At 41.3% G+C, this 26,994-nt stretch carries 17 protein-coding genes; 9 read left to right on the top strand and 8 right to left on the bottom strand.

Annotated elements, in window-relative coordinates:
- The first annotated feature begins 5 nt into the window (after nucleotides 1–5).
- From F7734_RS36545 to F7734_RS36520, 6 genes are all read left to right on the top strand, one after another.
- The gene (locus F7734_RS36545; protein WP_155749383.1) at nucleotides 6–830 is read left to right on the top strand and encodes an Rpn family recombination-promoting nuclease/putative transposase; all 825 of its coding nucleotides are present in this window, start codon (nucleotides 6–8) and stop codon (nucleotides 828–830) included.
- Nucleotides 831–947: 117 nt separating this feature from the next.
- Nucleotides 948–1,184: a DUF4351 domain-containing protein gene (locus tag F7734_RS36540; protein WP_243147286.1), complete on the top strand. Its 237-nt coding sequence runs from the start codon at nucleotides 948–950 to the stop codon at nucleotides 1,182–1,184.
- Between the two features lie 60 nt (nucleotides 1,185–1,244).
- The gene (locus F7734_RS36535; RefSeq protein ID WP_155749381.1) at nucleotides 1,245–2,471 is read left to right on the top strand and encodes a metallophosphoesterase; all 1,227 of its coding nucleotides are present in this window, start codon (nucleotides 1,245–1,247) and stop codon (nucleotides 2,469–2,471) included.
- A 123-nt stretch (nucleotides 2,472–2,594) separates the two neighbouring features.
- On the top strand, nucleotides 2,595–3,542 hold the full coding sequence (locus F7734_RS36530) for a metallophosphoesterase (protein ID WP_155749380.1): 948 nt from the start codon (nucleotides 2,595–2,597) through the stop codon (nucleotides 3,540–3,542).
- A 5-nt stretch (nucleotides 3,543–3,547) separates the two neighbouring features.
- Nucleotides 3,548–4,954, top strand: a complete 1,407-nt coding sequence (locus F7734_RS36525) for an AAA family ATPase (protein WP_155749379.1) — start codon at nucleotides 3,548–3,550, stop codon at nucleotides 4,952–4,954.
- Nucleotides 4,951–5,595: a retron system putative HNH endonuclease gene (locus F7734_RS36520; RefSeq protein ID WP_155749378.1), complete on the top strand. Its 645-nt coding sequence runs from the start codon at nucleotides 4,951–4,953 to the stop codon at nucleotides 5,593–5,595. Before F7734_RS36525 ends, F7734_RS36520 begins: the two co-directional genes overlap by 4 nt.
- Before the next feature lie 308 nt (nucleotides 5,596–5,903).
- Here F7734_RS36520 and F7734_RS36515 read toward each other — a convergent pair whose 3' ends face one another.
- From F7734_RS36515 to F7734_RS36505, 3 genes are all read right to left on the bottom strand, one after another.
- Nucleotides 5,904–6,203 carry a CU044_2847 family protein gene (locus F7734_RS36515; protein ID WP_155749377.1) on the bottom strand — a complete coding sequence of 100 codons (300 nt, stop codon included), beginning with the start codon at nucleotides 6,201–6,203 and terminating at the stop codon, nucleotides 5,904–5,906.
- 85 nt (nucleotides 6,204–6,288) lie between these two features.
- Nucleotides 6,289–7,134 (bottom strand): SWIM zinc finger family protein, encoded by an 846-nt coding sequence (locus F7734_RS36510; RefSeq protein WP_155749376.1) that lies wholly within the window; start codon nucleotides 7,132–7,134, stop codon nucleotides 6,289–6,291.
- A gap of 176 nt (nucleotides 7,135–7,310) precedes the next feature.
- Nucleotides 7,311–11,975 carry an SNF2-related protein gene (locus F7734_RS36505; protein WP_155749375.1) on the bottom strand — a complete coding sequence of 1,555 codons (4,665 nt, stop codon included), beginning with the start codon at nucleotides 11,973–11,975 and terminating at the stop codon, nucleotides 7,311–7,313.
- Nucleotides 11,976–12,365: 390 nt separating this feature from the next.
- Between F7734_RS36505 and F7734_RS36500 the strand changes: the two genes are divergently transcribed.
- Nucleotides 12,366–14,519, top strand: coding sequence for a polyribonucleotide nucleotidyltransferase (locus F7734_RS36500; protein WP_155749374.1), 2,154 nt, complete (start codon nucleotides 12,366–12,368; stop codon nucleotides 14,517–14,519).
- Nucleotides 14,520–14,648: 129 nt separating this feature from the next.
- On the opposite strand, the gene F7734_RS36495 is transcribed toward F7734_RS36500, so the two are convergent.
- Nucleotides 14,649–20,576: a non-ribosomal peptide synthetase gene (locus F7734_RS36495; protein ID WP_155749373.1), complete on the bottom strand. Its 5,928-nt coding sequence runs from the start codon at nucleotides 20,574–20,576 to the stop codon at nucleotides 14,649–14,651.
- A gap of 108 nt (nucleotides 20,577–20,684) precedes the next feature.
- Nucleotides 20,685–21,374 (bottom strand): DUF6875 domain-containing protein, encoded by a 690-nt coding sequence (locus tag F7734_RS36490; protein WP_155749372.1) that lies wholly within the window; start codon nucleotides 21,372–21,374, stop codon nucleotides 20,685–20,687.
- 1,080 nt (nucleotides 21,375–22,454) lie between these two features.
- Here F7734_RS36490 and F7734_RS36485 point away from each other — a divergent pair.
- Nucleotides 22,455–22,718: a DUF3146 family protein gene (locus tag F7734_RS36485; protein WP_166482376.1), complete on the top strand. Its 264-nt coding sequence runs from the start codon at nucleotides 22,455–22,457 to the stop codon at nucleotides 22,716–22,718.
- A 106-nt stretch (nucleotides 22,719–22,824) separates the two neighbouring features.
- Here the strand turns inward: F7734_RS36485 and F7734_RS36480 are convergent, their stop codons facing one another.
- The 3 genes from F7734_RS36480 to ntcA all read right to left on the bottom strand — a co-directional run bounded on the left by F7734_RS36480 (nucleotide 22,825) and on the right by ntcA (nucleotide 25,616).
- The gene (locus tag F7734_RS36480; protein ID WP_155749371.1) at nucleotides 22,825–23,268 is read right to left on the bottom strand and encodes a pre-16S rRNA-processing nuclease YqgF; all 444 of its coding nucleotides are present in this window, start codon (nucleotides 23,266–23,268) and stop codon (nucleotides 22,825–22,827) included.
- Nucleotides 23,269–23,282: 14 nt separating this feature from the next.
- A complete protein-coding gene (locus tag F7734_RS36475) occupies nucleotides 23,283–24,794 on the bottom strand; it encodes a DUF3084 domain-containing protein (RefSeq protein ID WP_155749370.1) in 1,512 nt (503 codons plus the stop codon).
- A gap of 153 nt (nucleotides 24,795–24,947) precedes the next feature.
- Nucleotides 24,948–25,616, bottom strand: coding sequence for a global nitrogen regulator NtcA (gene ntcA, locus F7734_RS36470; protein ID WP_033336565.1), 669 nt, complete (start codon nucleotides 25,614–25,616; stop codon nucleotides 24,948–24,950).
- 379 nt (nucleotides 25,617–25,995) lie between these two features.
- Here ntcA and fabI point away from each other — a divergent pair, with 379 nt between their 5' ends.
- Nucleotides 25,996–26,772 (top strand): enoyl-ACP reductase FabI, encoded by a 777-nt coding sequence (gene fabI, locus F7734_RS36465; protein ID WP_155749369.1) that lies wholly within the window; start codon nucleotides 25,996–25,998, stop codon nucleotides 26,770–26,772.
- Nucleotides 26,773–26,994 lie beyond the last annotated feature (222 nt).

Genomic DNA, 26,994 nt, shown 5'->3' with positions numbered 1-26,994 from the left:
ACCCCATGCGCCGAGATTCGATATTTTACAAACTGTTTCAACAATCTCCGACCTTGCTCTTTGAACTATTGACAAATCCGCCAAATAATGCAGACGCTTATCAATTTGATTCCGTTGCTGTTAAAGAACCAAAATTTGAAATTGATGGCGTCTTGCTACCACCAGAAAATCAAGGTGCAGGAGTAGTCTATTTTTGCGAAGTGCAGTTTCAAAAAGATGAACGACTTTACGAAAGACTATGTGCAGAATCTTCACTCTATTTCTACCGCAACCGTGACAGGTTTAGCGATTGGCAAGCAGTAATAATTTATCCATCCCGCAGTATCGAACAAAGCGATAGCCACCCCTATCGCGCATTTCTGAACAGCGACCAAGTACATCGGGTGTATTTAAATGAGTTGGGAGATATTCGTCAATTACCGTTATGGGTAGCGCTGATGGTACTGACTACCCTAAAAGATGAACAAGCTATCGAAGAAGCCAGATATTTGTTAACGAGAACCCGCCAAGAACAATCTCAACCATCAAGTCGCGCCATAATAGAGATGGTGACTACAATAATGGTGTACAAGTTTGAACAATTAAGCCGAACAGAGGTAGAGTCTATGCTAGGAATAACATTGCAGGAAACACGAGTTTATCGAGAAATCAAGGAAGAAGCAACAGTAAATCTGGTTGTCCGACAGTTGAACAAGCGCTTTGGAGAAATATCTGAAGAATTGCGGCAACAAATTGCCAATTTACCCTTACCTGTGGTAGAAGATTTGAGCGAAGCACTTTTAGATTTTACGAGTGTGGCTGATTTACAAGCTTGGTTAGAAGCACAATAAATTAGGTTTCACAAAGATGCGACGCCTGAGAGTATTTAGGTCTAAATGACTGACAGCGCTCTCAGACTCATCCTAGTGTATAAGTTTGAAAAATTGAGCCGAACAGAGGTAGAGTCTATGCTAGGAATAACATTGCGGGAAACACGAGTTTATCGAGAAATTAAGGAAGAAGGACGAGAAGAAGCAACAGTAAATCTCGTTGTCCGACAGTTGAATAAGCGCTTTGGAGAAATATCTGAAGAATTGCGGCAACAAATTGCCAATTTACCCTTACCTGTTGTGGAAGATTTGAGTGAAGCACTTTTAGATTTTACGAGTGTGGCTGATTTACAAGCTTGGTTAGAAGCTCGATAAATTTTCTAGGCAAAGATAGGTTATGGTAGTCCATGAAATTCTTCTTGGACTCGAAACTTAATGCGTTTTCGGCAGTTTTTCCCTCAAATCTTTTTTGGAATTACTTTAGCGCTGTGTCTTTCTTTTGGATTGCATGCCTGTCAATCGGTTAAATCGCCACAAATACCTGTCGCAGTACAACCAGAAGAAACCACTGTTTCCCAAACTCAACCTCAAATAGTTTCACAGCCATCTTTACCTCCAGAAACAGCTGCCATTGTCAAAAGTGCTGGCTCGGAGGGTTTGTTCAATCCGAAGCGTGGCGATGTGCGTTTGTTAGCTATCAGCGACCTCAATAGCGCTTATGGTTCGACTGACTACGATCCAGAAGTGGATAAGGGTATGGCATTGATTCCCTTTTGGCAACCCGATCTCGTTTTGTGCGGTGGAGACATGGTGGCTGGACAAAAAGCATCCCTATCAGAAAAGCAAATCCGGGCAATGTGGGCTGCTTTTGATGACCACATTACAGCCCCTCTACGCCGTTCCAAGCTTCCTTTTGGTTTTACTATTGGCAATCATGATGCTTCAAGCTCGTTAGGAGCTAAGGGTAATTTCATTTACCAAAAAGAGCGAGACTTAGCAACAGAATACTGGAACAATCCCAAACACGACCCAGGAGTTCAATTTGTCGATCGCTTTGAATTTCCTTTTTACTACACTTTTGAGTACAAAGATATCTTTTTCTTGGTATGGGATGGTTCTTCCAGCCGCATTCCCAAAGAAAAGTTGGAATGGGTAGAAAAAACTCTTGCTAGTTCCAAGGCACAGGCAGCAAAAATGCGAGTTTTACTCGGTCATTTGCCTTTATATGGAATTGCAGTTGGTCGTAACACTCCAGGAAACGTGATGGATGATGCGGATGGACTGCGGACAATGTTAGAACGGTACAAGGTACACACTTATCTTAGCGGTCATCAGCATGCTTACTATCCCGGACATCGCGGTAACTTACAGCTACTTCACTTAGGGCTTCTCGGTTCTGGACCTCGACCATTAATTGACAGTAGTCCCCGCCGTTTGAAATCTTTAACCGTGATAGATATTAACTTTAATTCACCAGAATTAACTACTTATACAACTTATGACATTCAAACATTAAAAGTTCTTCAATACGAGCAATTCCCGCGCTTTTTAGCAGGTCACAATGGTATCGTTTTACGCCGAGATGTGGAATTGAATGAGTTAACCTCTGAGGAAAAATCTTTTTGTGTCAATCGTTTGGGTAGTAAACTTTGTGGCGCATAAATTTTTTTCCGGGCAAATCTTATGTTGATTGAAATTTATATTGTCATTTGTCATTTGTCCACTAACCACTAACCACTAACCACTTACCACTAACCACTAACCACTAACCACTAACCAAATTTCATGAAACTAAAACGTCGTCAATTTCTCTTTTTTGGTAGTTTAAGTACTCTTGGTGCAGGTATTTTCAGTTTTTTAGGTCGTCAAAATAGCAATTATACTTATACTGCTGCTGTGGCAAATACAGTAGTTGCTGCTAAACCAAAAACAAAAGATTTGTTGCTTCGTTTTGTTTCTGTTGCAGATACAGGAACTGGAGATAGGGGTCAGTATTTTGTAGCTAAGGCAATGACTCAATATCACAGCCAAAACCCCTATGACCTCATTCTACTAGCAGGAGATAATATATATACCAACGGCGAAATCGAAAAAATTAATGAAGTTTTTGAGCGTCCCTATGCATCTTTGCTTCAAAAAGGCGTGAAATTTCAAGCGGTTTTGGGAAATCACGATGTTCGCACGGACAATGGCTATCTCCAAATGAAATATGTTAACTTTAATATGTTAGGGCGCTTCTACACTTTTCGTCGCGATAAGCCGGGTACGGCTTCCGCCAAAGGCGAACGCATACAATTTTTTGCTTTAGATACCAACAACAATGCTGATTGGAAAAATCAGCTAATATGGTTGGAGAATGAATTAAGCCGCTCTAACGCGCCTTGGAAAATTGTATACGGTCATCATCCGATTTATGCATCGGGTGTTTATGGTAGTAATCCAGATTTTATTAAAATATTTACGCCACTGTTTCAAAAATACGGCGTCCAACTCTATATTAACGGTCACGAACACCATTATGAAAGAACAAAAGCTATTAACGGAACAACTTATTTAATTTGTGGAGGGGGTGCGGGAACTCGTCCTGTAGGAAGTTCGGAATGGACAGATTATTCTGCATCTAAGCTAAGTTTTGCCGCTTATGAGGTTTATACGGATAGAATAGAAATTAGTGGTATCGACACCGATAACCGCATTTTTGATAAAGGTATTATTCCACTGAAATCTACTTAATTGCTATGAAAGTCAAGCACCTAAAAATGTCTTCTTTCCGTGGGATCGGTGATTTAACATTGGATTTTTGTGAAACAGGTCCAACTGTACTTATCGGTGTCAATGGTGTAGGAAAATCAAGTATCCTTGATTGTCTTGCTATTCTTTTGTCTCAGATGACAGGACGAATTCAAGATTCCATAGGATTTATGCGTTCTTTAAGCGAAGAAGACATAACCAATGGCAGTCAAGAAACCCAGATTGAAATCACAATTTCTCTAAATGAAGGAAAAGATTTAACCTGGTCTTTGAGCGAGATTAAAGCACAAGAACAATCTCCTGAAAGCTCAGCTGCAAGGAGATTGGAAGAAATCAAAGCTTTACTAGATACGAGAGAACAACCTTTGCAAAGGCGGGCGGGACAAAAAAGTTTAAAACTGGCTTTAGAATCCCTACTAGAAGACTTTAACCAAATAGAAGGTCAGGGGACAAGTGAAGACTTTCTAGAAGATTTAGAAAAAGCAGCTAACGAAATCAGAAATCAGTTAGTATCAAACGAAAATGCCAATATACCCTTAGCAATCTACTATCCAGTGAATCGTGCTGTTCTGGATATGCCTTTAGAAATTGCTGAAACATTTTCGTTTCAACAAACAAATGCTTACGATCAAGCATTAACGGGTGGCAGAATTGATTTTAAAGGCTTTTTTGAATGGTTCCGAAATCGCGAAGATTTAGAAAATGAAATGCGACGGGATGGTGCCGATCGCACAGACAAACAGTTAGAAGCAGTGAGAAATGCAGTTTCCTCAATGCAACCAGATTTTTCTGACTTGCGCGTAGGGCGATCGCCTCTGCGAATGACTGTCAAAAAACAAGGTCGAGAATTCATCGTCAGTCAATTATCTGATGGCGAAAAATGCTTGCTAGCTTTAGTAGGAGATTTAGCAAGGCGGTTGGCAATAGCCAATCCAAGTTTAGACAACCCACTCCAAGGGAATGGTGTTGTTTTAATCGATGAAATTGAACTCCACCTACATCCAAAATGGCAACGGGAAATTATTCCTGCTTTAACCAGAACATTCCCAAATTGTCAATTTATTATCACAACCCACTCACCACAAGTTGTCAGTCACGTTCAAGCTGATAATATCTTTCTTCTAGAAACAACATCCGATGGTATTATTGCCCAACAACCAGAAAGTTCTTTTGGTAGGGATAGCAATACTATTTTAGAAGACATTATGGGTGTTTCTGAAAGACCTCAACAAATTAAAGATGGTCTGGTGCATCTTTTTAGATTAATTGATCGAGGGAATCTCGATAGTGCCAAACAATTGCGCCAAAATTTGGCAGATGAAATCGGAGAAGACGATCCGGAATTTGTACGAGCAGATGTACTCATCCGCCGCAAGGAAATTCTAAACAGATGAAACACATTCAAAAAAGCCGAGAACCAGATAGCTTAACCAAATGGAAGCAGAAGCTTGGGAACCGAATACCTGACTGGAAATCTTTCTCTAAAGGAGTAAAAGACGATGTATACTTCTCGCTTCTGCAAGAGCAAGGTTATATTTGTTGCTACTGTGGTAGACCCATTAGTAGAAAGCAATGCCACATAGAACACTATAGACCCAAGAGTGTCTACAAACATCTCACATTTGAGTACACAAATCTTATAGCTTCTTGTCAGGGAGAAGATGAAGAAAGACCTCGCGTACCAGTGCATTGCGGACACAAAAAGCAGGCTTGGTTTGACGAAGAACTGATGATTTCTCCTTTAGATCCAAACTGTCCGGATTACTTTAAGTACTCTGGATTTGGAGAAATTTTGCCGACAGATGACCCACAAAAACAAGCATCTGCTAAAACGACAATTCAAAAACTGGCACTTGACATTAATAAGTTAAGAAAGTTAAGACGGGCAGCCATTGACGCAGCACTGCAAGCTACGGATGGGTTAACAGGGGCAGAAATACAATTGCTGGCTCAAGCTTATGATAAGCGAGATTCGGGCGGACGGTTTACACCCTTTGCAGCAACAATTACCTATACACTCAAGCAGTATTTTTGAGCGAGGTTAGGGGGTAGGGGTTAGGGACTGAGGTTTTTTCTCGTTCCCAGGCTCAGCCTGGGAATGCAGACTAGCGAGGCTCCGCCTCGCGTTAAAAAATCAATACTGCTCGGATCGGAATTTTTGTAGGATGGGTTGTCAGCTCGTGAAACCCAACCAATTCCTGCAAATGTTGGGTTTCGTTCCTCAACCCAACCTACGTGTGTTCTTTTACTCTTAACCGACAAGTATTGGAGGCGGAGCCTCCGTTAAGGCGTTCCCAGGCTCAGCCTGGGAACGAGTGAACCTCTACCTCTACCCCCTACCCTCTACTGACCCCATTCCAAAGTAATCTCTATATTGGCATTACTTGCACCTTTTACCATTAAAGCCGTTAATTTCCCAGACTCAAGAGCAATATCAACACCAAATCTTACAGTTGCTCTATCTGGCTTGACCTTACGTACTGATTCGGCAATTTCCTTTGTTAAGGATTCAATAGCAGTTGTAACTTCCTCAAAAGGTCGAGACTGAAAATTGATTTTACGATCGCCTATCTGTGTAGCTTCTACTCGAACACTTGTACCATCAGAAAGTTCTACTGTAATAATCTTGGTTTGAAGTTCCATTTTGGCTTTAGTGGATGATGATACCTTTTTATCATTCAATCACCATCAGTCAATATCACTACAGTATCAAGCAACATTTTTCCATTTATCCCCCTCCGACGTTCATAGCTGCTAGAAAAGCCTTCTGGCTAACATCTTTGTAAACTGCGTCTAAATACTTCATCACTACATCAGCAGCCGTTAAGTTTGCTGTTTTTTCCTCTTCTTTAGCTAAAGGAATTGCGCCTAAAGCATCCAAAACAGTTTCGCTACTTGATGGTGCAATCACCACCAAAGAAGATTCAAGAGGTTCGTTATATTGCCAAAAAGAACTCAGTTTTTGTAACCCAGAAGTTGTGTGTCGGGACTCATTTTGCTGAGTTTCTCCATTATCTGGATGTAACGTTTCTACATGACCATCACTACGTAACTCACGTAAACTGCGGATAATCTGCTCTTTGGTACGCCCTCGTAATTGAAACAGAACAAATGGATCTTCACTAAAGCGATCGCCTAACTGATAATACACTGCAGCAACGTGTTTGCACGGATTTGCTTTGTCAGGACAAGAACATTTACTGTGAACATCAGACAAGGTAAAAGGGAAGAGAGAAAGACCATTGGCAGTAAAAACCTCTTCTATATTTTGCGGCATTTCTCCTGCCAACAACTTAGCCGGAAAAATTGCCTTTTGAGACATAGTTTCAGCGAGATAACCCCATTCTTCATTACTAAAGGGGTCGAGGTAAAGAGAAACTTTATAAGGTTCCGTCTCACTCCCTTGAACTTTCGCTAAAACCTTTGCACCTTTAAATTCAATACTGAGAACATTCCCCTCACGTGCATAGATTCTGCCACGTTCCAATCGCTTTTTAAAACGATAGGAATCTAACAAATCCAGCCACCTTTGTGACCACCATTCTCTACTAGCTTGTAGTGTTTGATTTGACATTTGTTGGTTGTTAGTTGTTAGTTGTTGGTTGTTAGTTGTTGGTTGTTAGTTGTTAGTTGTTGGTTGTTAGTTGTTAGTTGCTAATGGCTAATTGTTCAAAAGCCATTAGCCATTAGCCATTAGCCATTAGCCATTAGCTATTAGCCATTAGCCATTAGCCATTAGCCATTAGCCAATCACTCTTCATCTTCTTCAATTACAGCATTGCGATCGAGGAGTAGTAAGTTGCGGAGTTGGTTGGTATCCATTTCTGTTAACCAATCTTCTCCAGCACCTACAACTTGTTCCGCAAGTTGTTTTTTACTTTCAATCATGTCGTGAATTTTCTCCTCAAGAGTTCCGGTACAGACAAATTTATGTACCTGTACGTTGCGTGTTTGACCTATCCGAAAGACTCTATCTGTTGCCTGATTTTCTACTGCTGGATTCCACCATCTATCAAAATGGAAAACGTGGTTTGCTCTTGTCAAATTTAATCCCACACCTCCAGCTTTTAATGAGAGAATCATCACTGGTGGTCCTTGGGGATCGTGTTGAAACCGATCTATCATTTCCTCTCGTTGTTTTTTACTGGTACTGCCATATAAAAACAATGTTTCTCTCTTTAATTGTTTCTCTAAATATGGTTGAAGTAACTTACCCCACTCCGCAAATTGAGTAAATATCAGAGCACGATCGCCTCCTGAGATCGCAACGTCTAACATCTCTTCCAAACGTTGAAGTTTACCGGAATGGTATTTTGCCAAGGAATCCTGCTTCAAATAGTGTGCTGGATGATTGCAAATTTGTTTGAGCTTGCTTAACAAAGCTAAAATCATTCCCCGACGTTGCAAACCTTCTGCTGATTCAATTCCAGCCAAAGATTCTTCTACCACTTTTTGATACAGTTCTGCTTGTTCGGCTGTCAACCCACAAAAGATAGTCATTTCCTGTTTTTCTGGCAAATCTTGAATAATTTCACGATCTGTTTTCAAACGACGGAGAATAAAAGGTTGAACTAATGAACGCAATTGAGTTAATGAAGCAGTATCACCGTATTTCTCAATAGGAATTGCAAAGCGTCTTTGGAAAAATTGTTTGTTGCCCAAATATCCGGTATTGAGAAAATCTAAGATTGACCACAGTTCTTGCAATCTATTTTCTACTGGTGTTCCTGTTAAAGCAATGCGAAATGTTGCTTCTAATTGCCGTACTGCTTGTGACTGTTTTGCTTCAGCATTTTTCACATTTTGCGCTTCATCCAAAACAATCATTTGCCAAGAAACTCCTTGCAAAGATTTAACATCGCGATGCACTAAGGAGTAACTAGTGATAATTAGGTCGTGCTTATTCGCGACTTCTGCAAATGTTTTTCCCTTGGGTCGCTTATCCCCGTGATATTGTAAAACTTTCAAGTTAGGAGCAAATTTTTTTACCTCCCGTTCCCAGTTTCCCAATACTGATGTTGGACAAACGAGTAGGGTTGGTTTTTCCAATGCTTCTTGTTCTTTTAAATGAAGAACAAAGGCAATAAATTGGATAGTGTTATGGCAAATTATGTTGTTAGCAACGAAATTGTGATGCTCCTTCACTTCAAAGTCATAAACCCAACCTTCGTAGTCAACATCCTCTACATTCTCAATTTTGCAATAAAAAACTTCTTGGTCGAGAGGACGTTCCAGAGACTGTTTCGTTAAGCTTAATTGTTGTACATCTAAACATATATAAGCTTCAAGAGTTCGAGTTGTCCATTTAGAGGTTTTAAGTAGTTGATATTGCTGTTGGGCTTCTCCATTGATAATGTGGTTCGTTCCACATATAACTCTTTGTAGACTCTCCCTGGAAAATTGCTGTAAACCATTAACGTAAACTGTATTATGCATTCCAAAATGCCGCAATGGTAATTCAGTTGTTGTAACGATTTGAGCAACAATGTCAGAAACAGGAATTCCCTCAACATTGGTATTGCTAGTTACCTGACATATCTCTTTTAATTTCTGTTGTTTTTCTGGGTTACCATATCCGATTTCTTGCAAGAATCGACGAAGATAATTTTCTCCGATTGTGCCTATATAGTATGTGCGAACAATACGGCTTCCATTCGTAGCACATTTTTGTTTGGGTGATATTCGCAACCAAATACCCAAACGTCTTAGTAATACAGATAATTGCTGAATTAGCAATGGTGAAGCCGTAGCAATTTCGATACTCCGCATCCTGAAGATTACAGCAGATTCAGCATCAAAGTAGTTTCGTAAAAATATCCGTATACTATCCAAATCTGACTGCATGATGAAAGGCGGAATTGATTTTTCTGCTGATAGTTTGCCCCAAATGTAACCTTTGCTTTCTAAAAATTGACGATAGGCTTGGCTACACACTTGGAGACATGAAACTCTGTTGGGGAAGTGGCAAATACTAGGGTTGTTAATCTTGAGTCCGTAGTTTTTGCCAATACGCTGAAATGTATGGTACAGATCCTCTAGTACAAGAATATCTTTTTGTGCTATTCCTACTCTTTCCCCACTTGGTAATTCATGACCTTCAGCAATTTGCCAAGCCAGAAACTTCACCAAATCGGGATCTTCAGGTTTCCCGTTCCAGAGCATTTTAGCCGGTACACAAACGTAATCGCCTACTTTTAAGTCATTAGTCCAGCCAATACTAGTCAATAGCTTATGGCGACGAGTGATAGTAATGGTGCTACCATCTTGTAGCGTCACCTGTCGCAACTTCTCACAAACTTCCTGTCGATAAAGCTTTTGAATAGGAGCTTGTACAAGCTGACCAGTTTTCTCATCTATAGAATTAACCAGTAATTCCTGAGTGGGTTTAGCCCAAAATCCTTCGCCGTCAAACTCTGTTTCTCCTGCAAAAGTTTGCCAAATTTTTTCGGCTGTACGTAGTTCTCCATTCACATAAACTAGTGTATTTTTAGACACGCATTTCCCCAATCCCATATCGTCCGCCAAACAAGCGCCTAAGCCCCAACGTTCCAAGAAAGTAAGCCATGCGACTCCACGTTCCTGATAGGGGCGTAATTTTCCTTGGAAGCTGGCGGGTGCGGGGATTGGTTCAACAGCTTTGTTATTTGTTAAAGTCGTAACGAGTTCTTGCAATGCCCCAGATGCTTCAAAGCTCACCACTGGTAATTTTTCAATCACCTGAGTGTCACCCATACTGATTCGCAAAGCATCTTCTAAAGACAGTGCCATTTGTTCTTTGCGAGAGGCAAAAAAGGTTTGTGCTGTTTTGATATCTTGCGATCGCAATTCTACCCATTCGCCGTTAATCTCAACCAAAGGGCTGTTTAACGCTACCAGTTTGTCAAACTCAGCTTTAGAAAGAGTTTGACCACCAATTGCCAATTCCCACTTAAAGTTTAATAAACTCTGCAAACCCAAGCGTTCCTTTGCTTTTTTTGGTGTTTGAGCAGTAATTTTCAAACCCAAACGATTTGCGATATTTCCTTTGTTTTCCAAAGTAGGAGGCAAAACAACTCCCAAACCGCTATCTTCAAAACGCCACACTATGGATTTGATAAACTCATAGGCTTGCAGGGGATTAAGGCGGCAGAATTCAGGGTTTGGAGTTTCTAAACTGGATGCAATGGGTGAATAAAATCGCGAAGCTAATCCCAAACCCCGCAAAAAAGTTTCTTGTGGTTGTTCAATAGTCCGGTTTTGATAAACCAATTTCTCCACCGATTGATTCCAAATTGTCGCTGCATCCAACAAAAAGTTGGCATTGTCAGCTGCTTGGAGATAATACGCTAAAATCCAATCTTGCTGGTTTAATTCTGGAGGTCGCAGTACAAAACAAGTGCGAAACTGATATTTTGCCCCCACTTGATATTGTAGCGGCAGAGTCCAAGCTTTCAGTCCTGCCTCTAGTCGTTCCACCCCAAATGAATCCCCACTGACGGTGTTAGTTCCAGCCGTTAAAGAATGCAGCCACTGTCGGATTGTGGATGGAAGAGATGCCATAATCCTAGCTTCCACAAGCGCTTGAGAACCTACCATCCCTCGTATTTGGGCATCCACCGTATTGTTAAGAAAATCTAGCAGCAATTCTTGAGGTTCAATTGGCAAATCAACATACACATAAGAGGACAATATAGAAGAATTGTCTCCCTTGTCCCCCTTGTCCATGTGATAAGTTCGACAAGCCAGTGGCATTAACTGAGAAAACTTCTCCAAGCGAGTTCCATCTTGGGCGCTGTCTAAGAGTGCTTGCCATTTAGCGACTGTAGTCTTATCACATTGGTGTTGAAGTGTAGGCAAAAACTTACAGCGAGAAATGAGATCCAAACTCCAGCGAGCAATTTGCGACCAAAAACGTAAATCTCCTCCTAAAAAGTGGCTTGACTCGCCACTTACGTTTAGGGGGAGAGAAGTAAGAAACTTTATTGCTGCTTCGGGGTTGAGACAAAAGCCCTCCACTTTCCAAGGTTGTAAATATTGTGGGGTTTCATTGTCATCTATACCTAATGTGGCAGAATGTGCAGGAGAAATCGACGGTGTTTCCTCGCGATCGCCATTTTGAATACAAGTTGGTAAAGCAATGATTTGGCTGTGAGTTGGTGAATTGATGGTAGTTTCTGTAGATTTTCGCCTTCGCCCATTCTCGGTTGTTTTCTGCCCATTTTGTAGGGGCGTTGTGTTAAGTGTTTCTAAAGTTATGTTACGCGATTGCAACCACTCGAACAATTCCACTGGTGTCATTGCCAATGGGTGCTGTGGTACTTCAGCAAAGGAGGAACTGATACCAGCATCAGTTCCAAGAGTGCGCCAAGTTTCTCCCCAAATAAATAAACAACTACTCCGATCTTTTATTAACCAACTACCGTGTAAAATTGCCATTTGACAAATACTCAGATTTTTAGCGAACTAACTTTTGAATTTTCTTAATCTTTTCCCAAAATTTTTATTTTTCATTTGCTCCTTTCCCAGAACTTAAGCTGTAGGTATTCACAGCAGGGTTTCAGTGTACTTCCATAATGACCTTCAGCCCACCTGACAAGAATCTAAAGATTCCCTGCGCCATTGGGCTGTCACATACACACAAATTCTTATTTTACATCGAACAACTCCAAAGTATTCACACTTCGGCTTGCTGTGTTACGAATTTACATTCAGTAATGGGAATAGTTAAACTTGTTTATCTTTGTGTGCAACTGACACCAGCTACAGTGCATAAATGTTAGGATTGCCACAGAGAGAGATAGCGAAGATAGAAGGAAAAAAAACTGAATGGGAGAATTTGAAAAGTCAATATCCTTTGACGGACGGGATATTCGACTGAAGGTGGGTCAATTAGCTCCCCAATCTGGTGGATCGGTGTTGATACAATCTGGGGATACAGCAGTTTTAGTGACGGCTACACGTTCAGAAGCTAGAGAAGGCATCGATTTCCTCCCCTTAACGGTAGATTACGAAGAAAGACTGTATGCAGCAGGTAGAATTCCTGGAGGCATGCTACGCCGGGAAGGGCGTCCGCCAGAAAAAGCAATTCTGACCAGCCGACTGATTGACCGTCCTTTACGTCCTTTGTTCCCGTCTTGGTTGCGTGACGATTTGCAAATTGTTGCACTGACTCTTTCAATGGATGAGTTAGTACCACCCGATGTACTGGCAGTTACGGGTGCTTCCATCGCTACAATTATTGCCAAGATACCATTTAACGGACCAATGGCAGCAGTCCGGGTTGGGTTAGTTGGTGATGATTTTATCATTAACCCCACTTATGCGGAAGTAGAAGCCGGAGACTTGGACTTGGTTGTAGCTGGGTCACCAGATGGTGTGATCATGGTGGAAGCAGGAGCCAGTCAATTGCCAGAAAGGGACATTATTGAGGCAATTGAGTTTGGTTATGAAGCGGTACAAGACCTCATCAAAGCACAAGAAGACTTGATTGCGGAAATGGGGATAGAAATTATAGCACAAGAACCACCAGAGGTAGACTCAACCCTAGAGAACTACATACGGGAAAGGGCAACCGAAGATATTAAGAAAATCCTGTCACAATTTGATTTGGACAAAACACAGCGCGATGCAGCTTTGGATGAAGTGAAGGCTACCATAGAAACTGCGATCGCCCAACTACCTGAGGAAGACCCCATTCGTATTGCCGCAAAAGTTGATAAGGCGGTTGACAATAACTTTAAGGAATTGACCAAAAAGTTCATGCGCCGTCAAATTATCGAAGACAACATTCGGGTTGATGGGCGCAAGCTGGATGAAGTACGTCCGGTATCTTGCCTGGTAGATCTGTTGCCAAAAAGAGTCCATGGAAGCGGTCTGTTCAACCGAGGGCTAACTCAGGTACTATCTGCTTGTACTCTCGGTACACCGGGAGATATGCAATACCTCAGCGATGACTTGCAACAAGACCAACAAAAGCGCTATATGCATCATTATAACTTCCCACCGTTCTCCGTAGGGGAAACCAAACCCTTGCGTGCGCCCGGTCGTCGGGAAATCGGTCATGGAGCACTTGCAGAAAGAGCCTTGTTGCCAGTACTACCACCAAAAGAACAGTTTCCTTACGTGATTAGGGTAGTTTCGGAAGTCCTTTCTTCCAATGGTTCTACCTCAATGGGTTCCGTGTGCGGTTCCACACTCGCATTAATGGATGCTGGCGTCCCCATTTCTAAACCTGTCAGTGGTGCAGCGATGGGTTTGATTAAGGAAGGCGACGAAGTTCGAGTTCTGACTGATATTCAAGGGATCGAAGACTTTTTAGGCGACATGGACTTTAAAGTCGCTGGGACAGATAGCGGGATTACTGCCTTACAAATGGACATGAAAATCTCCGGTTTGTCCTTAGAAGTTATTGCCCAAGCTATCCACCAAGCAAAAGCAGCACGGTTACACATTCTGGAGAAAATGCTCCAGACTATCGATCAACCCCGTAGTGAAATGTCACCTTTTGCGCCACGTCTCATGACTATTCGGATCGATCCGGATATGATCGGTCTGGTGATTGGACCTGGAGGCAAGACAATTAAGGGCATTACTGAAGAGACTGGAGCAAAAATTGATATCGAAGATGATGGTACGGTAACAATTTCCGCCCTTGATGAAAACAAGGCGAAAAGAGCACGTAACATTATCCAAGGTATGACAAGGAAGCTCAACGAAGGTGATGTTTACGCAGGCCGTGTGACACGTATTATACCAATTGGTGCGTTTGTGGAATTTTTACCTGGTAAAGAAGGTATGATTCACATTTCTCAACTTGCTGACTATCGCGTTGGTAAAGTTGAAGATGAGGTTGCAGTTGGTGATGAAGTGATTGTCAAAGTACGGGAGATTGACAATAAAGGTAGGATTAATCTCACTCGCTTGGGAATTCACCCAGATCAAGCAGCTGCAGCGCGAGAAGCAGCCGCAGTCAATCGGTAATCTGTTACAAGATTTTAAATTTTGAACTTCCAACCGCCTCGCTCCGATGGCTCCGCCTCCTGTATGGTAAGGCAGAGCCTCTAGTAATGTATTCCCAGCCAGAGGCTGGGAATGAGTAGTACGAAAGTACTACTCCCAACTTTCAAGGCAATGCTTCAATTTTTCCGCTAGCACCTTGACATGAGGTTCCTCAAACAAGGTGATATGAGAACCGGGAACAAGATGAACATTTATTTCTCCCGTCACTATATGACTCCAACCAAAGTGCGGATCGTATTTTATACCTACCGCTTTTTCCTTGTCTCGGTGTTTGTCAGAAGTCCGCAAAAGAGTCACTTGACCTGAGTATTTCTTAAAAGTATATTGTTTGACAGCTTCTATGCTAGCCTCTATCAGTGCTACGTGCGAATCGTTGTCAGGCAAAGATTCTGAAATCCTTAAATATTCTAAATACTTATTTGTGATGTTGTGTTGAGTCCATTCCCTCCAACCACGAAACTTTTGGCACAAGTACGCAGGTCCCTCTTCCAAAAAATTACTAATATGTACCAAAGTTCGCTTAAAGAATGGCAACCGACTGCTATACCCAGGAAGGCAGGTATCAAGCATAGCAAGCATTCCAATCTTTTCACCTTGTAAGTAAAATTGCTGAGCCATTTCATAAGCAATAATACCCCCCAAAGAATAACCACTCAGAAAATAAGGACCTTTTGGTTGAATAGACTGAATTTCCCTTATATAAAGTGCTGCCATGTCTTCTATTTTGGTTAAGAAAGGCAGTTTTCCATCTATTCCTTGTGGTTGTATGCCATAAAACGGTCGATCTAAACCAAGGTGCTGTGCTAACGAGTGGTAACACAAAATTTCTCCACCAAGGGGATGAATGCAAAACAGTGGTGGTTTAGAACCTTTGGGTTGAATTGGTACCAAGCAAGACCATCGGACAAATTCTTCTTTAGACTGAGAAAGTATTTTGGCAATGGCTTCTACTGTACCCGATTGAAAAAGAGTGGCAAGAGGCAGTTTTTGGGTATATTTTTGCTCGATCTGCGCGAATAGCTTCAGTGCGAGTAAAGAATGTCCTCCCAGATCAAAAAAATTATCTCTCACACCAACAGGCTGAATACCTAAGACTTGTTCCCAAATCTCTACCAACTCACGTTCCAACTCGTTACGAGGAGCAACAAAAGTTTTCTTTTCTACCTCAGGTATTGGAAGGGCGGCGCGGTTGAGTTTACCGTTAGGAGTGAGGGGTAATGTCTCTAGCATCACAAAGGAAGCTGGAATCATATATCTAGGAAGTCTTTCAGTGAGAAATTGCTTGAGTTCGTTCATTGTGGAACTTTGTTTTTCCTTGAGAACAACGTATGCTACTAACTGCTTGTCACCAGGAATGTCTTCTCTTAGAAGAACAGCAACTTCTCGAACACAGGGATATTGACTCAATACAGCTTCAATTTCGCCCAACTCAATCCGGAATCCACGAATTTTGACTTGATTGTCAATGCGATCGCAAAACTCAAGGTTACCGTTGGGTAAGTAACGTCCCAAATCTCCCGTTTTATAAAGTCGGTCAGTAGCAATCTTAGTAAATGGATTGACAATAAAACGTTCTTGAGTTAAGGCATCGCTGCCAACATAACCAGAAGATAAGTAAGGGGTGCGAACGTAAATCTCTCCGACCTCGCCAATCCCGGCTAACTGCAACGCGTCAGTCAAAACAAGTAACTGTACATTCTCAATACCTCGACCTAGAGGAATTGGGGTATGGGGACTGGGGACTGGGCTACCAACACCACAACCTTCAGGTATAACAAAGTAACCCATAGCTTGGGGTGTTTCAGTAGCACCATAAAAATTGACACAAGTTACGTTGGGAGCAAAACGATAGATATTTGTGACATCTTGTGGCATCAGCACATCACCAGCAAAAAATACATAACGTAAGTCTGTGGTTTGGCTTTCGGTCTTTGCTGTCAGTAGTTGTGCCATTGCTGGTGTCAGATGAGCAACACTAATTTTCATCACTCGCATCCAATCACTCAGCTGTCCTAAGGTCTCAATCTCCTCTTGCTGGGGAATACATAAAGTAGCTCCCAATGACAAGGGTGTGAAAATATCTCTTAACAAAGGGTCATGAGATAAACCAGAAAGCATGCTAAACTTATCAGACTCACACAAACCAAAAGTCTTTTGATGCCATTGCACAAAATGAGATAAAGGTCTGTGGCTACCTTTAATACCCTTAGACTGACCCGTAGAACCAGAGGTAAAAGCAACATAAGCTAAATCATCAAGTTCCACTGTCACTTCTGGGTGACTCTTAGGATAACTTTGTAATGCTGCCAAAATTGAGTCATGAGATATTTCCAAACAGCAAAAACTGTAGCAGTTCTTATCCGAATCAAACACGACTTCATCCTCATCCGCGTCCATCCGCGTCCATCTGCGGTTCCATTCAACCAAAACTTGAGAATCTGAAGCAATTTGCAGCCAAGCACGAGGTTGAACCAATTCAAGACAATCAATCGAGCGACAAGTGGGATAAGCCGGATCGAGAATGACAAAAGCACCACCCGCTTTCAAAACACCCAGAATTGCGACAACTAACAAAGCACTTCTTTGTCCGTAAATAGCAACTACATCTTGAGATTGGATATTATTTGCCAACAGATAGTGAGCCAATTGATTGCTCAGTTCTTCAAGCTTGGCATAAGTCCAAGCAACTCGTGCATCCACAACTGCCAAGTTTTGCGGTACTCTTTGAGCTTGTTGAGAAAATTTAGTATGAACGGCTGCTTCTGACTGTATGCAAAGTGTTTGCTGAGGGTTTGGTAAAAGTAATGCGGCTTTGGAAGTAACCAGCGATAAAGAAGAAAGATTCTGTTGTGGAGTTTCCGCAATCTGAACGAGCAAATGATGGAACTGAGCAAGCATTTCCTCCATTTGATCGGGTACAAATAAATCGGCGTTATAAACTAATTCCAGTTTGATTTCTTGCTGTTGTTCTGTCACATATAGAGTTAAGTCAAACTTAGAAGGAACTTCTGGCATTGAGAAAGGTTCCACAGTCAAATTGGCCAATTCTAATTGAATGTCCTTTAAATTCAGCATATTAAACCACACTTGAAACAGTGGGTTGCGGCTGGTATCTCTTTCTATCTGTAGTTCTTGCACTAATTTCTCAAAAGGCATATCTTGGTGGGTATATGCCCCCAATGCTATGTGACGAACGCGATTCAGTAGGGTAGTAAAATTGGGATTCCCGGAACAATTAATCCGCAAAACTACAGTGTTGATAAAAAATCCAATCAAATCTTCAAGTTCAGTCCGATTGCGACCTGCAATAGGAGAACCAATAAGGATATCTTCTTGTCCGGTATAACGGTGCAAAAGTGTCCCAAATGCTGCAAGCAACGTCATAAACAAGGTCACCCCCTCCTGTTGCGATCGCACTGTCAAAGATGTTGCCAGTGTCTGGGGTAGTATCAAAGATTGCATTGCGCCTCGGTAAGTTTGTACCGGAGGACGTAGTTTATCGGTAGGCAATTCTAGTACAGTATTTGCACCCGCCAACTGTTGTTTCCAGTAGTCTAGCTGTTGGTTGAGTACTCGACTCGATAGCTGTTGACGTTGCCAAATAGCAAAGTCCGCATACTGAATTGGCAGTTTTGGCAATGGATTTGGCAATTTGTTCGCGAAAGCTTTATACACAATTGCCAATTGCCGCCATAAAATACCCATTGACCAGCCATCAGAAGCAATATGATGCATCACCAGCAAAAGCACATGCTCTTGATGGTCTACGTAACACAACGTTGCTCGCAGCATCAAATCAGACGATAAGTTAAAAGGACGCTGTGCTTCCTGGTTGAGGGAATCTAGCAGATGGGAGTTAGTTTTGCTTTTTTGCTCCTGTGTAAAGTCAATGACCTTTAGTTCCACAGAGCGAGGTTCCTGAAAAACTTGTATGGGGCTACCATCAACTGAGACAATAAAATTTGTTCGGAGTGCTTCATGATGAGCAACAATTGCGTCTAAAGACTGCTGCAATACGCCTACATCTAATGTTCCCAGCAACCGAAATGCTTGAGAGATGATGTAAGTCGGGCTGTTTGGCTCCAACTGCGCCAAAAACCAAACTCTCTGCTGGGCAAAGGACAGAGGGGCGGATTGTCGATTGACCAATCGGGGAATTGTACAATCTTTCGAGAAATTAGTTCCTTGGTTTTGAATAAGTAAAACCTGGGGTGCCAAGTCCACTATTGTTGGTCTCTCAAACAGCAATTGTAGTTTAATTTCTACACCCAAAGCCCGACGCATCCGAGATACCACTTGTGTTGCTAGCAGTGAATGTCCCCCCAACTCAAAAAAGTTATCGTGAATACCTATGACTTCCAAACCCAGAACTTCTGCCCAAATGGCTGCCAGAACCCGCTCAAGAGGAGTGCGGGGTTCCACAAAGTTATTTTTGTCACTTCCTTTTTCTGGTGCGGGTAAAGCATGGCGGTCTACCTTACCATTTGGATTTAATGGCATGGTATCTAAAAAGACAAAGCTGGCAGGTACCATGTAGTGAGGCAACTTATCCTGCAAGAAAAGGCGCAACTCAGCAGGACTGGGGCCTTGTGTGGAGTTTTGTTCCGCATTTACCACAACATAAGCCACTAATTGTTTGTTACCTGGAATGTCCTCTCGCGCCATCACTAAAGTTTGTTGCACGGCTGGATGCGTGCCCAGTTTAGCTTCAATTTCTCCTAATTCAATGCGGAAGCCCCGAATCTTAACCTGATGATCGATACGACCTAGAAACTCAAGATTTCCATCAGGTAAATAACGCACTAAATCCCCTGTTTTATAAAGGCGGTCTGAAGAGGTCAATCCAGAAGAATTATTTGCTGTTTTAAAAGGGTTGGGAATAAACTTTTCATCTGTTAGTTCGGGACGGTTAAAATAGCCCCGCGCCAATCCTACACCACCAATATGCAATTCACCCGGTTCGCCAACAGGTACGGGTTGCAAGTTGTCATCTAATATGTAAATTGCTGCATAACTGACTGGGCGACCAATAGGAGCATATATACCATGAGTGCCACGCTGACAAGTCCAGAAAGTTGTATCAATGGAAGCTTCAGTAGGACCGTAGCAGTTATGCAGAACATTCTCCAGATTCAGGCGGGTAAAAAACCGTTCTACCAATTCTATGGGTAAGGCTTCTCCGCCACAAGTTATGTGTCGAAGGCTTTTACAGTTCTCAATTCCCTCTTCTTCTAGCAGCACGCGGAGTATGGAAGGTACTAAAGCGAGAACGGTAATTTGTTTCTCAATCACAGTCTTCACTAAATACGCAGTGTCTTGATGTCCGCCGGGATGGGGTAAGATTAACTGTCCTCCAAACAACAAACACCAAAATATCTGCCATACAGAAGGATCGAAGCTAAAAGAAATAGTTTGTAAAACTTTATCTAATTGGCTTAATCCAAAACTGGTTTGCCTCCAGTAAAGTTGGTTGTATATTCCACGGTGAGGAATCATCACCCCTTTGGGTTGTCCCGTGGAACCAGAGGTATAAATGACGTAAATCAGGTTATCGACTGTTGTTTCGCAAACAAAATTGTCTTGGCTGTTCTGGGCTATTTGTTGCCAATCGCTATCCAAACAAACAATTTCTGCTTTACAAGTGGGTAAATTGTGAACCAAGTGCTTTTGGGTTAGCAGTACTGGTGCTTGAGTGTCCTCAATAATGAAGGCTAAACGCTCTTCGGGATATGCTGGATCGAGAGGTACATATGCCCCTCCCGCTTTTAGAATTCCTAACAGCCCCACTATCATTTCCAAAGAGCGCTCTACACATATCCCAACTAAAACTTCTTTTTCTACACCCAATCCACGCAGGTGATGTGCTAATTGGTTGGCTTGCTGATTTAACTGTCGATAGGTGAGTTGTTTGTTTTGAAATACAACAGCAACAGCATCAGGCGATCGCTCTACTTGCGCCTCAAATAGTTCATGAATACATAACTCTAAGGTGTTATTTATTGGTTTAATGTTGCTCATGGAGATACACTGTCTAACAGCAATTACACGATTTTTAGGAAAAACAAAATTTTGAATGACTGGGTGAATTAGCAAAATCTCTGAAATTCTCTTTGAAGACAAGGACTTTTATGAGCGATCGCAACAGAAATCGAATAACTTTTCATTTTGAAGTTGCTCTTGTGCTAATTCCAAAGCGTAACGAGCATGATTTATATTTTGACTTTCATGATTTTTATTCTCAAAATGTCGTAAATAGGCTTTGAGATACTTAATGCGAAGTTCTAAATTTTCAGTATTGACAAGAAACGGTAAATCTGATTCAACCATAAAGCGAATAGCTAAAATGGGTATAGGACTTTGAAGGGGATAAAAATTGGAGTTATGTAATCCTGGGCTATAATTGCGCTTGTGAAATTCCCCTAACATCAAACCTGAATCCACAAAAAATTCCTTGAGCTTTTGTTGTACACTATCAATAAGTCGAGCAGTATCTTCTAGCTTAATATCAGGAAAAATTAAGAGAATAGTTTGAGTTAACTCAGTGTCTTTGTTTCTTGGCTCTTTTTGCAAAAAAATATCTTTATAGTTTAAAACTAGTTCTTCAATTTCCTGTAACTGCAAATCTTGAGCACGAATCACTCCGAGTTGCATATTGTTTGTCTTAAGTGCATGAGGTACATATGGGCATACAAGACCCGATCTACCCAAATTTGGGTGAGTTTTTATCAAAAAATTTTTAATCCACTGCTGGATTTCAATTAAATAGGGTAGGTCTTGTTGAAAGCGATCTATTTCACTTGGTGTGTAGAGTTGCATTATAATTACATTCCTCCAATTGGTCAACGTAGTTTTTCTTTGAAGCAAAATGTATTTTATGCAGAATGTAACGAATTCTGCTTAAGCATACGAAAGCAAGACTCATTTTTGATAAGGAATGTCTTCCTTATTTCATAGCCATACAATGTATTAGAAAAAATCCCACTTTAGTATTTCTTCAGAAAGAGTGTTTTAGAGGAGACCAAAATAGTTTAAGTTTACTAATCCTTAAACCAAGTTGCTTATTATCAGTCGTGAAATTTTAGTTTGATATGTAGTGATTTCTCTCAAACTAAGATGACATTAACTGAACTCAATCTGAACTTTTACTAAGTTACACGATTATTATTATTCAAATTTTATTAAAGTGTTCTTCATATATTACTTAATATTTTGAAGTTTTTATGTAGAATTTTTTGTTAACTTCAATTGGCTTGAAAAAACCGCTTTCTAAAAAAAGAAAAAAGTAGTTATCTTATTTCTCAGATAACTACTTTTTTTTCTCATTCAACTGTTTTCTTTTTACAACCGATCTAAGAGGTCATTTATAAATCATCTCTAATTTGTAAAAAAATAACTTGTTATTATTTTTTTGACTTAACAGTAAATTTCTACCAAATACATAACACAGCTATGTGAAAATAGTATGTATATCTCGTGGCAATTAGTTGACAAACAGATAAGACAGATAAATATGCTAAATGATTCACAAAAAATGTAATGTTAATTTTTATTTATAGGATTTCTATTTAATTGTTGAAATATAGATAAGTAGGTTATGCCGCAAAAAAGCTGCATATGGTGCGCTTTAGCCCTACCTACAGTGGTACAAATTTTTCACAAATCATTTATGATTCCAATCACCCGTGTTCAGCCACAGTAATTTGTATATAAATATACATTAATTGGAGAAAGCTTTTTCCATTGAATGAACTACAAGCACCCTAACGGGTAAAAATTGTAAATGTTATAAAATCTTGATTTAGTTCAATTCCTACCATTGAGATATTTGGAGCTATGCTGAGTTAATGTAAAGCTATAAGAAGTTAGCTTTACTCTAAAACTTGACAATTAAGCGTTGTGAGTGCCAAGCGTTTACCAGAAACCACTGCCCATGTCAGGATTATCCGTCAATCTTGGCAACAAGGCTATCTTGAAGGTGAAGTTAGAGCAGGCGATTTTGAGTGGCAGTTCCAATGGCATTTCCGTCGCGGGGAACTTGCTGTCAAGCCTTCTCAGGGACGTGCTTTAATTAAAGAACCGTTGGGGCGCTTTTTAGAGCAACGAGACTACCAACTCGAACCGGGCGGAGACTATGCTTTCACGATTCGAGCAGAACTTTGAGAAATTATGAATTATGAATGATGAATGCTGAAAAATTATAAATGCTGAATGCTGAATTGTACTTTCATACTTCATAATTCATACTTCATAATTCATACTTCATAATTCATACTTCATAATTTGTTAGCCGATTTAAATATCTTTCAATTAGCAGGATGGCAACAATATCATCTATTGGTCTTGGGGGTTGTCGCATACCACGTGGTAGCAATCTTGTCAACCCCTTAGGAGGATACATCTGCCAATAGCGATCGCGTGCTTCTAAAGTAGTGTACCTCTCATCTATTAAAATAATGTTTAATGAATTTGTTAATTCTCGAGCGAGTTTTTGTTTCCAACGCTTAGCTGTTGTTTGGTCTCCCATAACCAATAAGGAAATGGGATACTTTTGTCGCAAAGAAGAAATAGCAGCGATCGCACCATCGGCGGGGACAACTTCATGATAGTAAAGTTGCCTATCTACGCCCATGACAGCTAAACCACACTTATCTCGACCTGGATCGAAGCCCAAAATGACTGGTTGCGTTGGTGAAAATTCAGGAATAGTCATTAGTCAGTATTGATTCAAGTACTAAAAATAACTTGCCCGTTCTGAATTGCTATCAGTTTGACTTTGAGTGGTCCGGCGGTGAAAGTGTCCTCTGCGGCAACCGCTTTAACGTCTAGTGGCAAATTATACTGCCTCAATTGGCTCATAAAACGATAAACTGTACTGTCTATTTGAATATCATCTAATATTCCAGCATTACGGGCGCGAAATTGCGAAGCAGAAATTAATAATTCTAGTCGTTGTCGTAATTGATAGGCTGTCATGTTTTGGGGATCGGCTGTTGTAGCAGCTAACACCTCACCTCCTGTAAAGACTTTTTGATTGAGGGTTGCATCGGCAAAAAACTGAATACCATTTTCTCCTCTAACATAGTTACCAGCGCTAAACACTCGTACCACATATTCTCGACCATCTTTGATTTGCTGGCTGAGTTGCTCAATTTGCTCTTGAGTAACAAACAATATCTGTGAATTTTCTGTGTTTGCACCGGGTTCGGTGAGTTTGAGGTTAGCAGTTCGATTGGCTTCTTGTAACAATTGAACGATCGCCTGACGCGCTGCAAGTGGTTGTTCAATACGAACAACTCCAGAGGCGAGAACTTGACCTCGAACCAAGGCAAGTTTTCCCAAACGCAGTTCGCGGTAGGACTGGTAGAATTTTTCCAGCCTCGCAACTTCCTGTTCTAGTTCATGCTGTTGTTTTTCCAGATCTTTAAGTCGAGACTCCCTTTGAGCAATGACTTTTTCTCGTTCCGCAATGGCTTGGTTGCGCTCTTGAATCAGCCGATCTAGGTTATTAATTCTTTTGTCTCGCTGTTCAATACCCTCCTGTCGGTTAGCTAGTTCGCGATCGCGTTTATCAATAGCTTCTTGAGCTTGGGCGATCGCTCTTTTTGCCTCAGCAAACAGTTTTTGCCGTCCTATTCTAAGTTTTTCTACTTCTGCCAGCAGCTTTTTTTTCTCAACATCAACGTTTTGCAGTTCAGCTACAGTTTGTTTGTAGCGTGCAACCACTTGATCGAGTTGGGTTTCCGTATTTTGGAGTTGAGCTTGAATTTGAGCTTGTTGGCCCAGAGTGCGGCTGAGTTGTTCTGTCGTGCGATTCAGTTGCTTTTGCGTTGCTTGTTGTTTTGCGATCGCCTCCTTTAAAGACTCATTCGTTTTTTGCAAGCGTTCTTCTTTCTCTTGTTGTTCTTTTCTAGCTTGCTCTAGTTCTTTCCGCGTGACATCCAGTTGTTGAGTTGTGGATTCAAGACTTTCGCGCTTGCGACGAAGGTCTTTTTGTATATCCTCTAGCTCAAATACTCCTTTACGCAACCCTTCGTCAGCAGCAAACAAAATTGCCAGAGTTGATGCCGAGACTAAAGTTCCTGTCAGAATAGTTACTAGTACTGCTGTGTTTTTGGGACGCAGATTGAAGAGTGAGAGCCGCGCCTTGCCAACTCGGGTGCCAATACGGTCTCCCACTGTGGCAATCGCGCCTCCCAAAATTAATATTGCCAATATTAGGATGTACCCGGTGGTCATCTTTTAGCTACCGACGAAATCCTTCCAGATACAGCCTACTACTTCCAGCCATCATCTGTGGAGAAATTAGAGGACAGTGCTAAGTTCTTAAGAGAGCTTTAAGCATAGCTACAGAGTTGCTTCTGACGAAGTGACTCAACACTCAGCACTATTTTAGGTGAATTGCCGACTTAAAGTGACGGGCTTGTGGACAGTAATCTTTTTCTTATGAATGGAAATCATCTTTTTCTCGCGCAGGTCACCCAGTAGCCTGGTTACGGTAACGCGAGTAGAACCAATTGCTTCCGCTATTGCCTGATGAGATAGCTTCAAATCAATTGTGATTCCATCAGCACAAGGAACGCCAAAATCACGACAGAGAATTAATAAAAAACTCACCAATCGCGAACCCATATCTCGGTGAGCAAGGGTTTCAATCATCATCTCTGTTTGTAAAATTCGCGAAGACAGTCCGCGCAGCATTAACATTGACAACTCTGGGTTTTCCTTGAGTGCTTGCTCCACTTGCTCAATTGGGGCTGACAGCAGTTCAACAGGTGTAAAAGCAACTGCATGGTAAAACCTATCAGATTTGTTTCCTGTTAGCAAGGACAAAACGCCAAAAACACTATTTTCCCGAAGTAGTGCTACGGTTATTTCTTCTCCTGCCTCGTACACCCTGGAGAGTTTAACGGCACCTTTCAATAAGAAATAAACTCGTTCGGCAGGATCGCCAGGGAAAAAGATGGTTTTATTGCGCTCAAACGTCTCCACAACAGGAGGAAACGCTCCTGTTGCCATCTGACGAAAAACATTTGCTAGGGCTTTATCTTGTGTCATCATCTCCCTTCCCCTACCCAATGCCGGAAAAATTAAAACTAATTCCCTAAGAATACACCTGAAAAATCAAGAACACATTGTCAACCTTTCTGTTCTTTCCTATACTTATCCTCTGGTGCTCATAGTTAATTGTTCATTATGATACATAATTTTTCCTATTTAGATCTAGTACTTTTTAATAGTTGATTACAAAAGTTTTTGAAAAACAGTTTTTTGGAAAAAAGCCGAAGATATATTGAGATTCCCCGATGCTTCCAGTAACAATTTTCTGGTAGCTAACAGGTACCCGGATCATGATATTTACTAATACTGCTCAAAACTCCAGACAACTAGCGTCAGATTCTAGTATGCTCAAGCAAGAAAGTTCACATTAAGAATTAATATGCTTGACCTGACGGGAAAAAAAGCTATTGTAACAGGAATTGCAAACAACAGATCCATTGCCTGGGGGATCGCCCAACAACTGCATAAAGCAGGAGCCGATCTGGGAATTACTTACTTACCAGATGAAAAAGGCAAAATGGAAAAGAAAGTTGCTGAACTGGTAGAACCCCTCAATCCCAGCTTGTTTCTTCCTTGTGATGTCCAAAATGACGAGCAGGTTAAGTCAACCTTTGAAGAAATCCAGCAAAAGTGGGGTAAGCTAGATATCCTCATCCATTGCCTCGCCTTCGCTAGCAAAGATGACCTGAGTGGAGACTTCAGCAAAACTTCTCGTTCCGGCTTTAATTTAGCAATGGAAGTGAGTACTTACTCTTTAGTACAGCTAGCAGGGATCGCTAAACCTTTGATGACGGAGGGAGGAAGTATTGTCACTTTGTCTTACCTGGGTGGTGTACGCGCAATTCCCAACTACAATGTTATGGGAGTTGCCAAAGCCGGGTTAGAGGCATGCGTGCGCTACCTTGCGGCTGAAATGGGTTCAGCCAATATTCGGGTAAACGCCATATCCGCAGGTCCTATTCGTACTCTCGCCTCCAGTGCAGTAGGAGGTATTTTAGACATGATTCACCATGTTGAGAAAGTTGCGCCATTAAGACGCACTGTCACTCAACTAGAGGTGGGAAATGCAGCCGCTTTTTTATGTAGTGACTTGTCTAGCGGAATTACCGGACAAATCCTGTACGTCGATGCAGGGTACGAAATCATGGGTATGTAATTATTGGTCATTGGTCATTAGTCATTAGTCATTGGTCATTGGTCATTGGTCATTGGTCATTAGTCATTGGTCATTGGTATTGACAAATGACAACTGACAACTGACAACTGACTAATTGTGTATTTACCATTAGATCTCGATCCTTGGCAAATGGCTCTCACCCCTAACTTGGACATTGGGCATTAAGTATTGGGCAAAAAGGCATAGTTAGTCTTTCCCCCT

It is taken from the genome of Scytonema sp. UIC 10036 (genome assembly GCF_009725235.1).
Note: the sequence above shows the minus strand (reverse complement) of the source record. Positions and strands in the feature narration are given on the sequence as shown.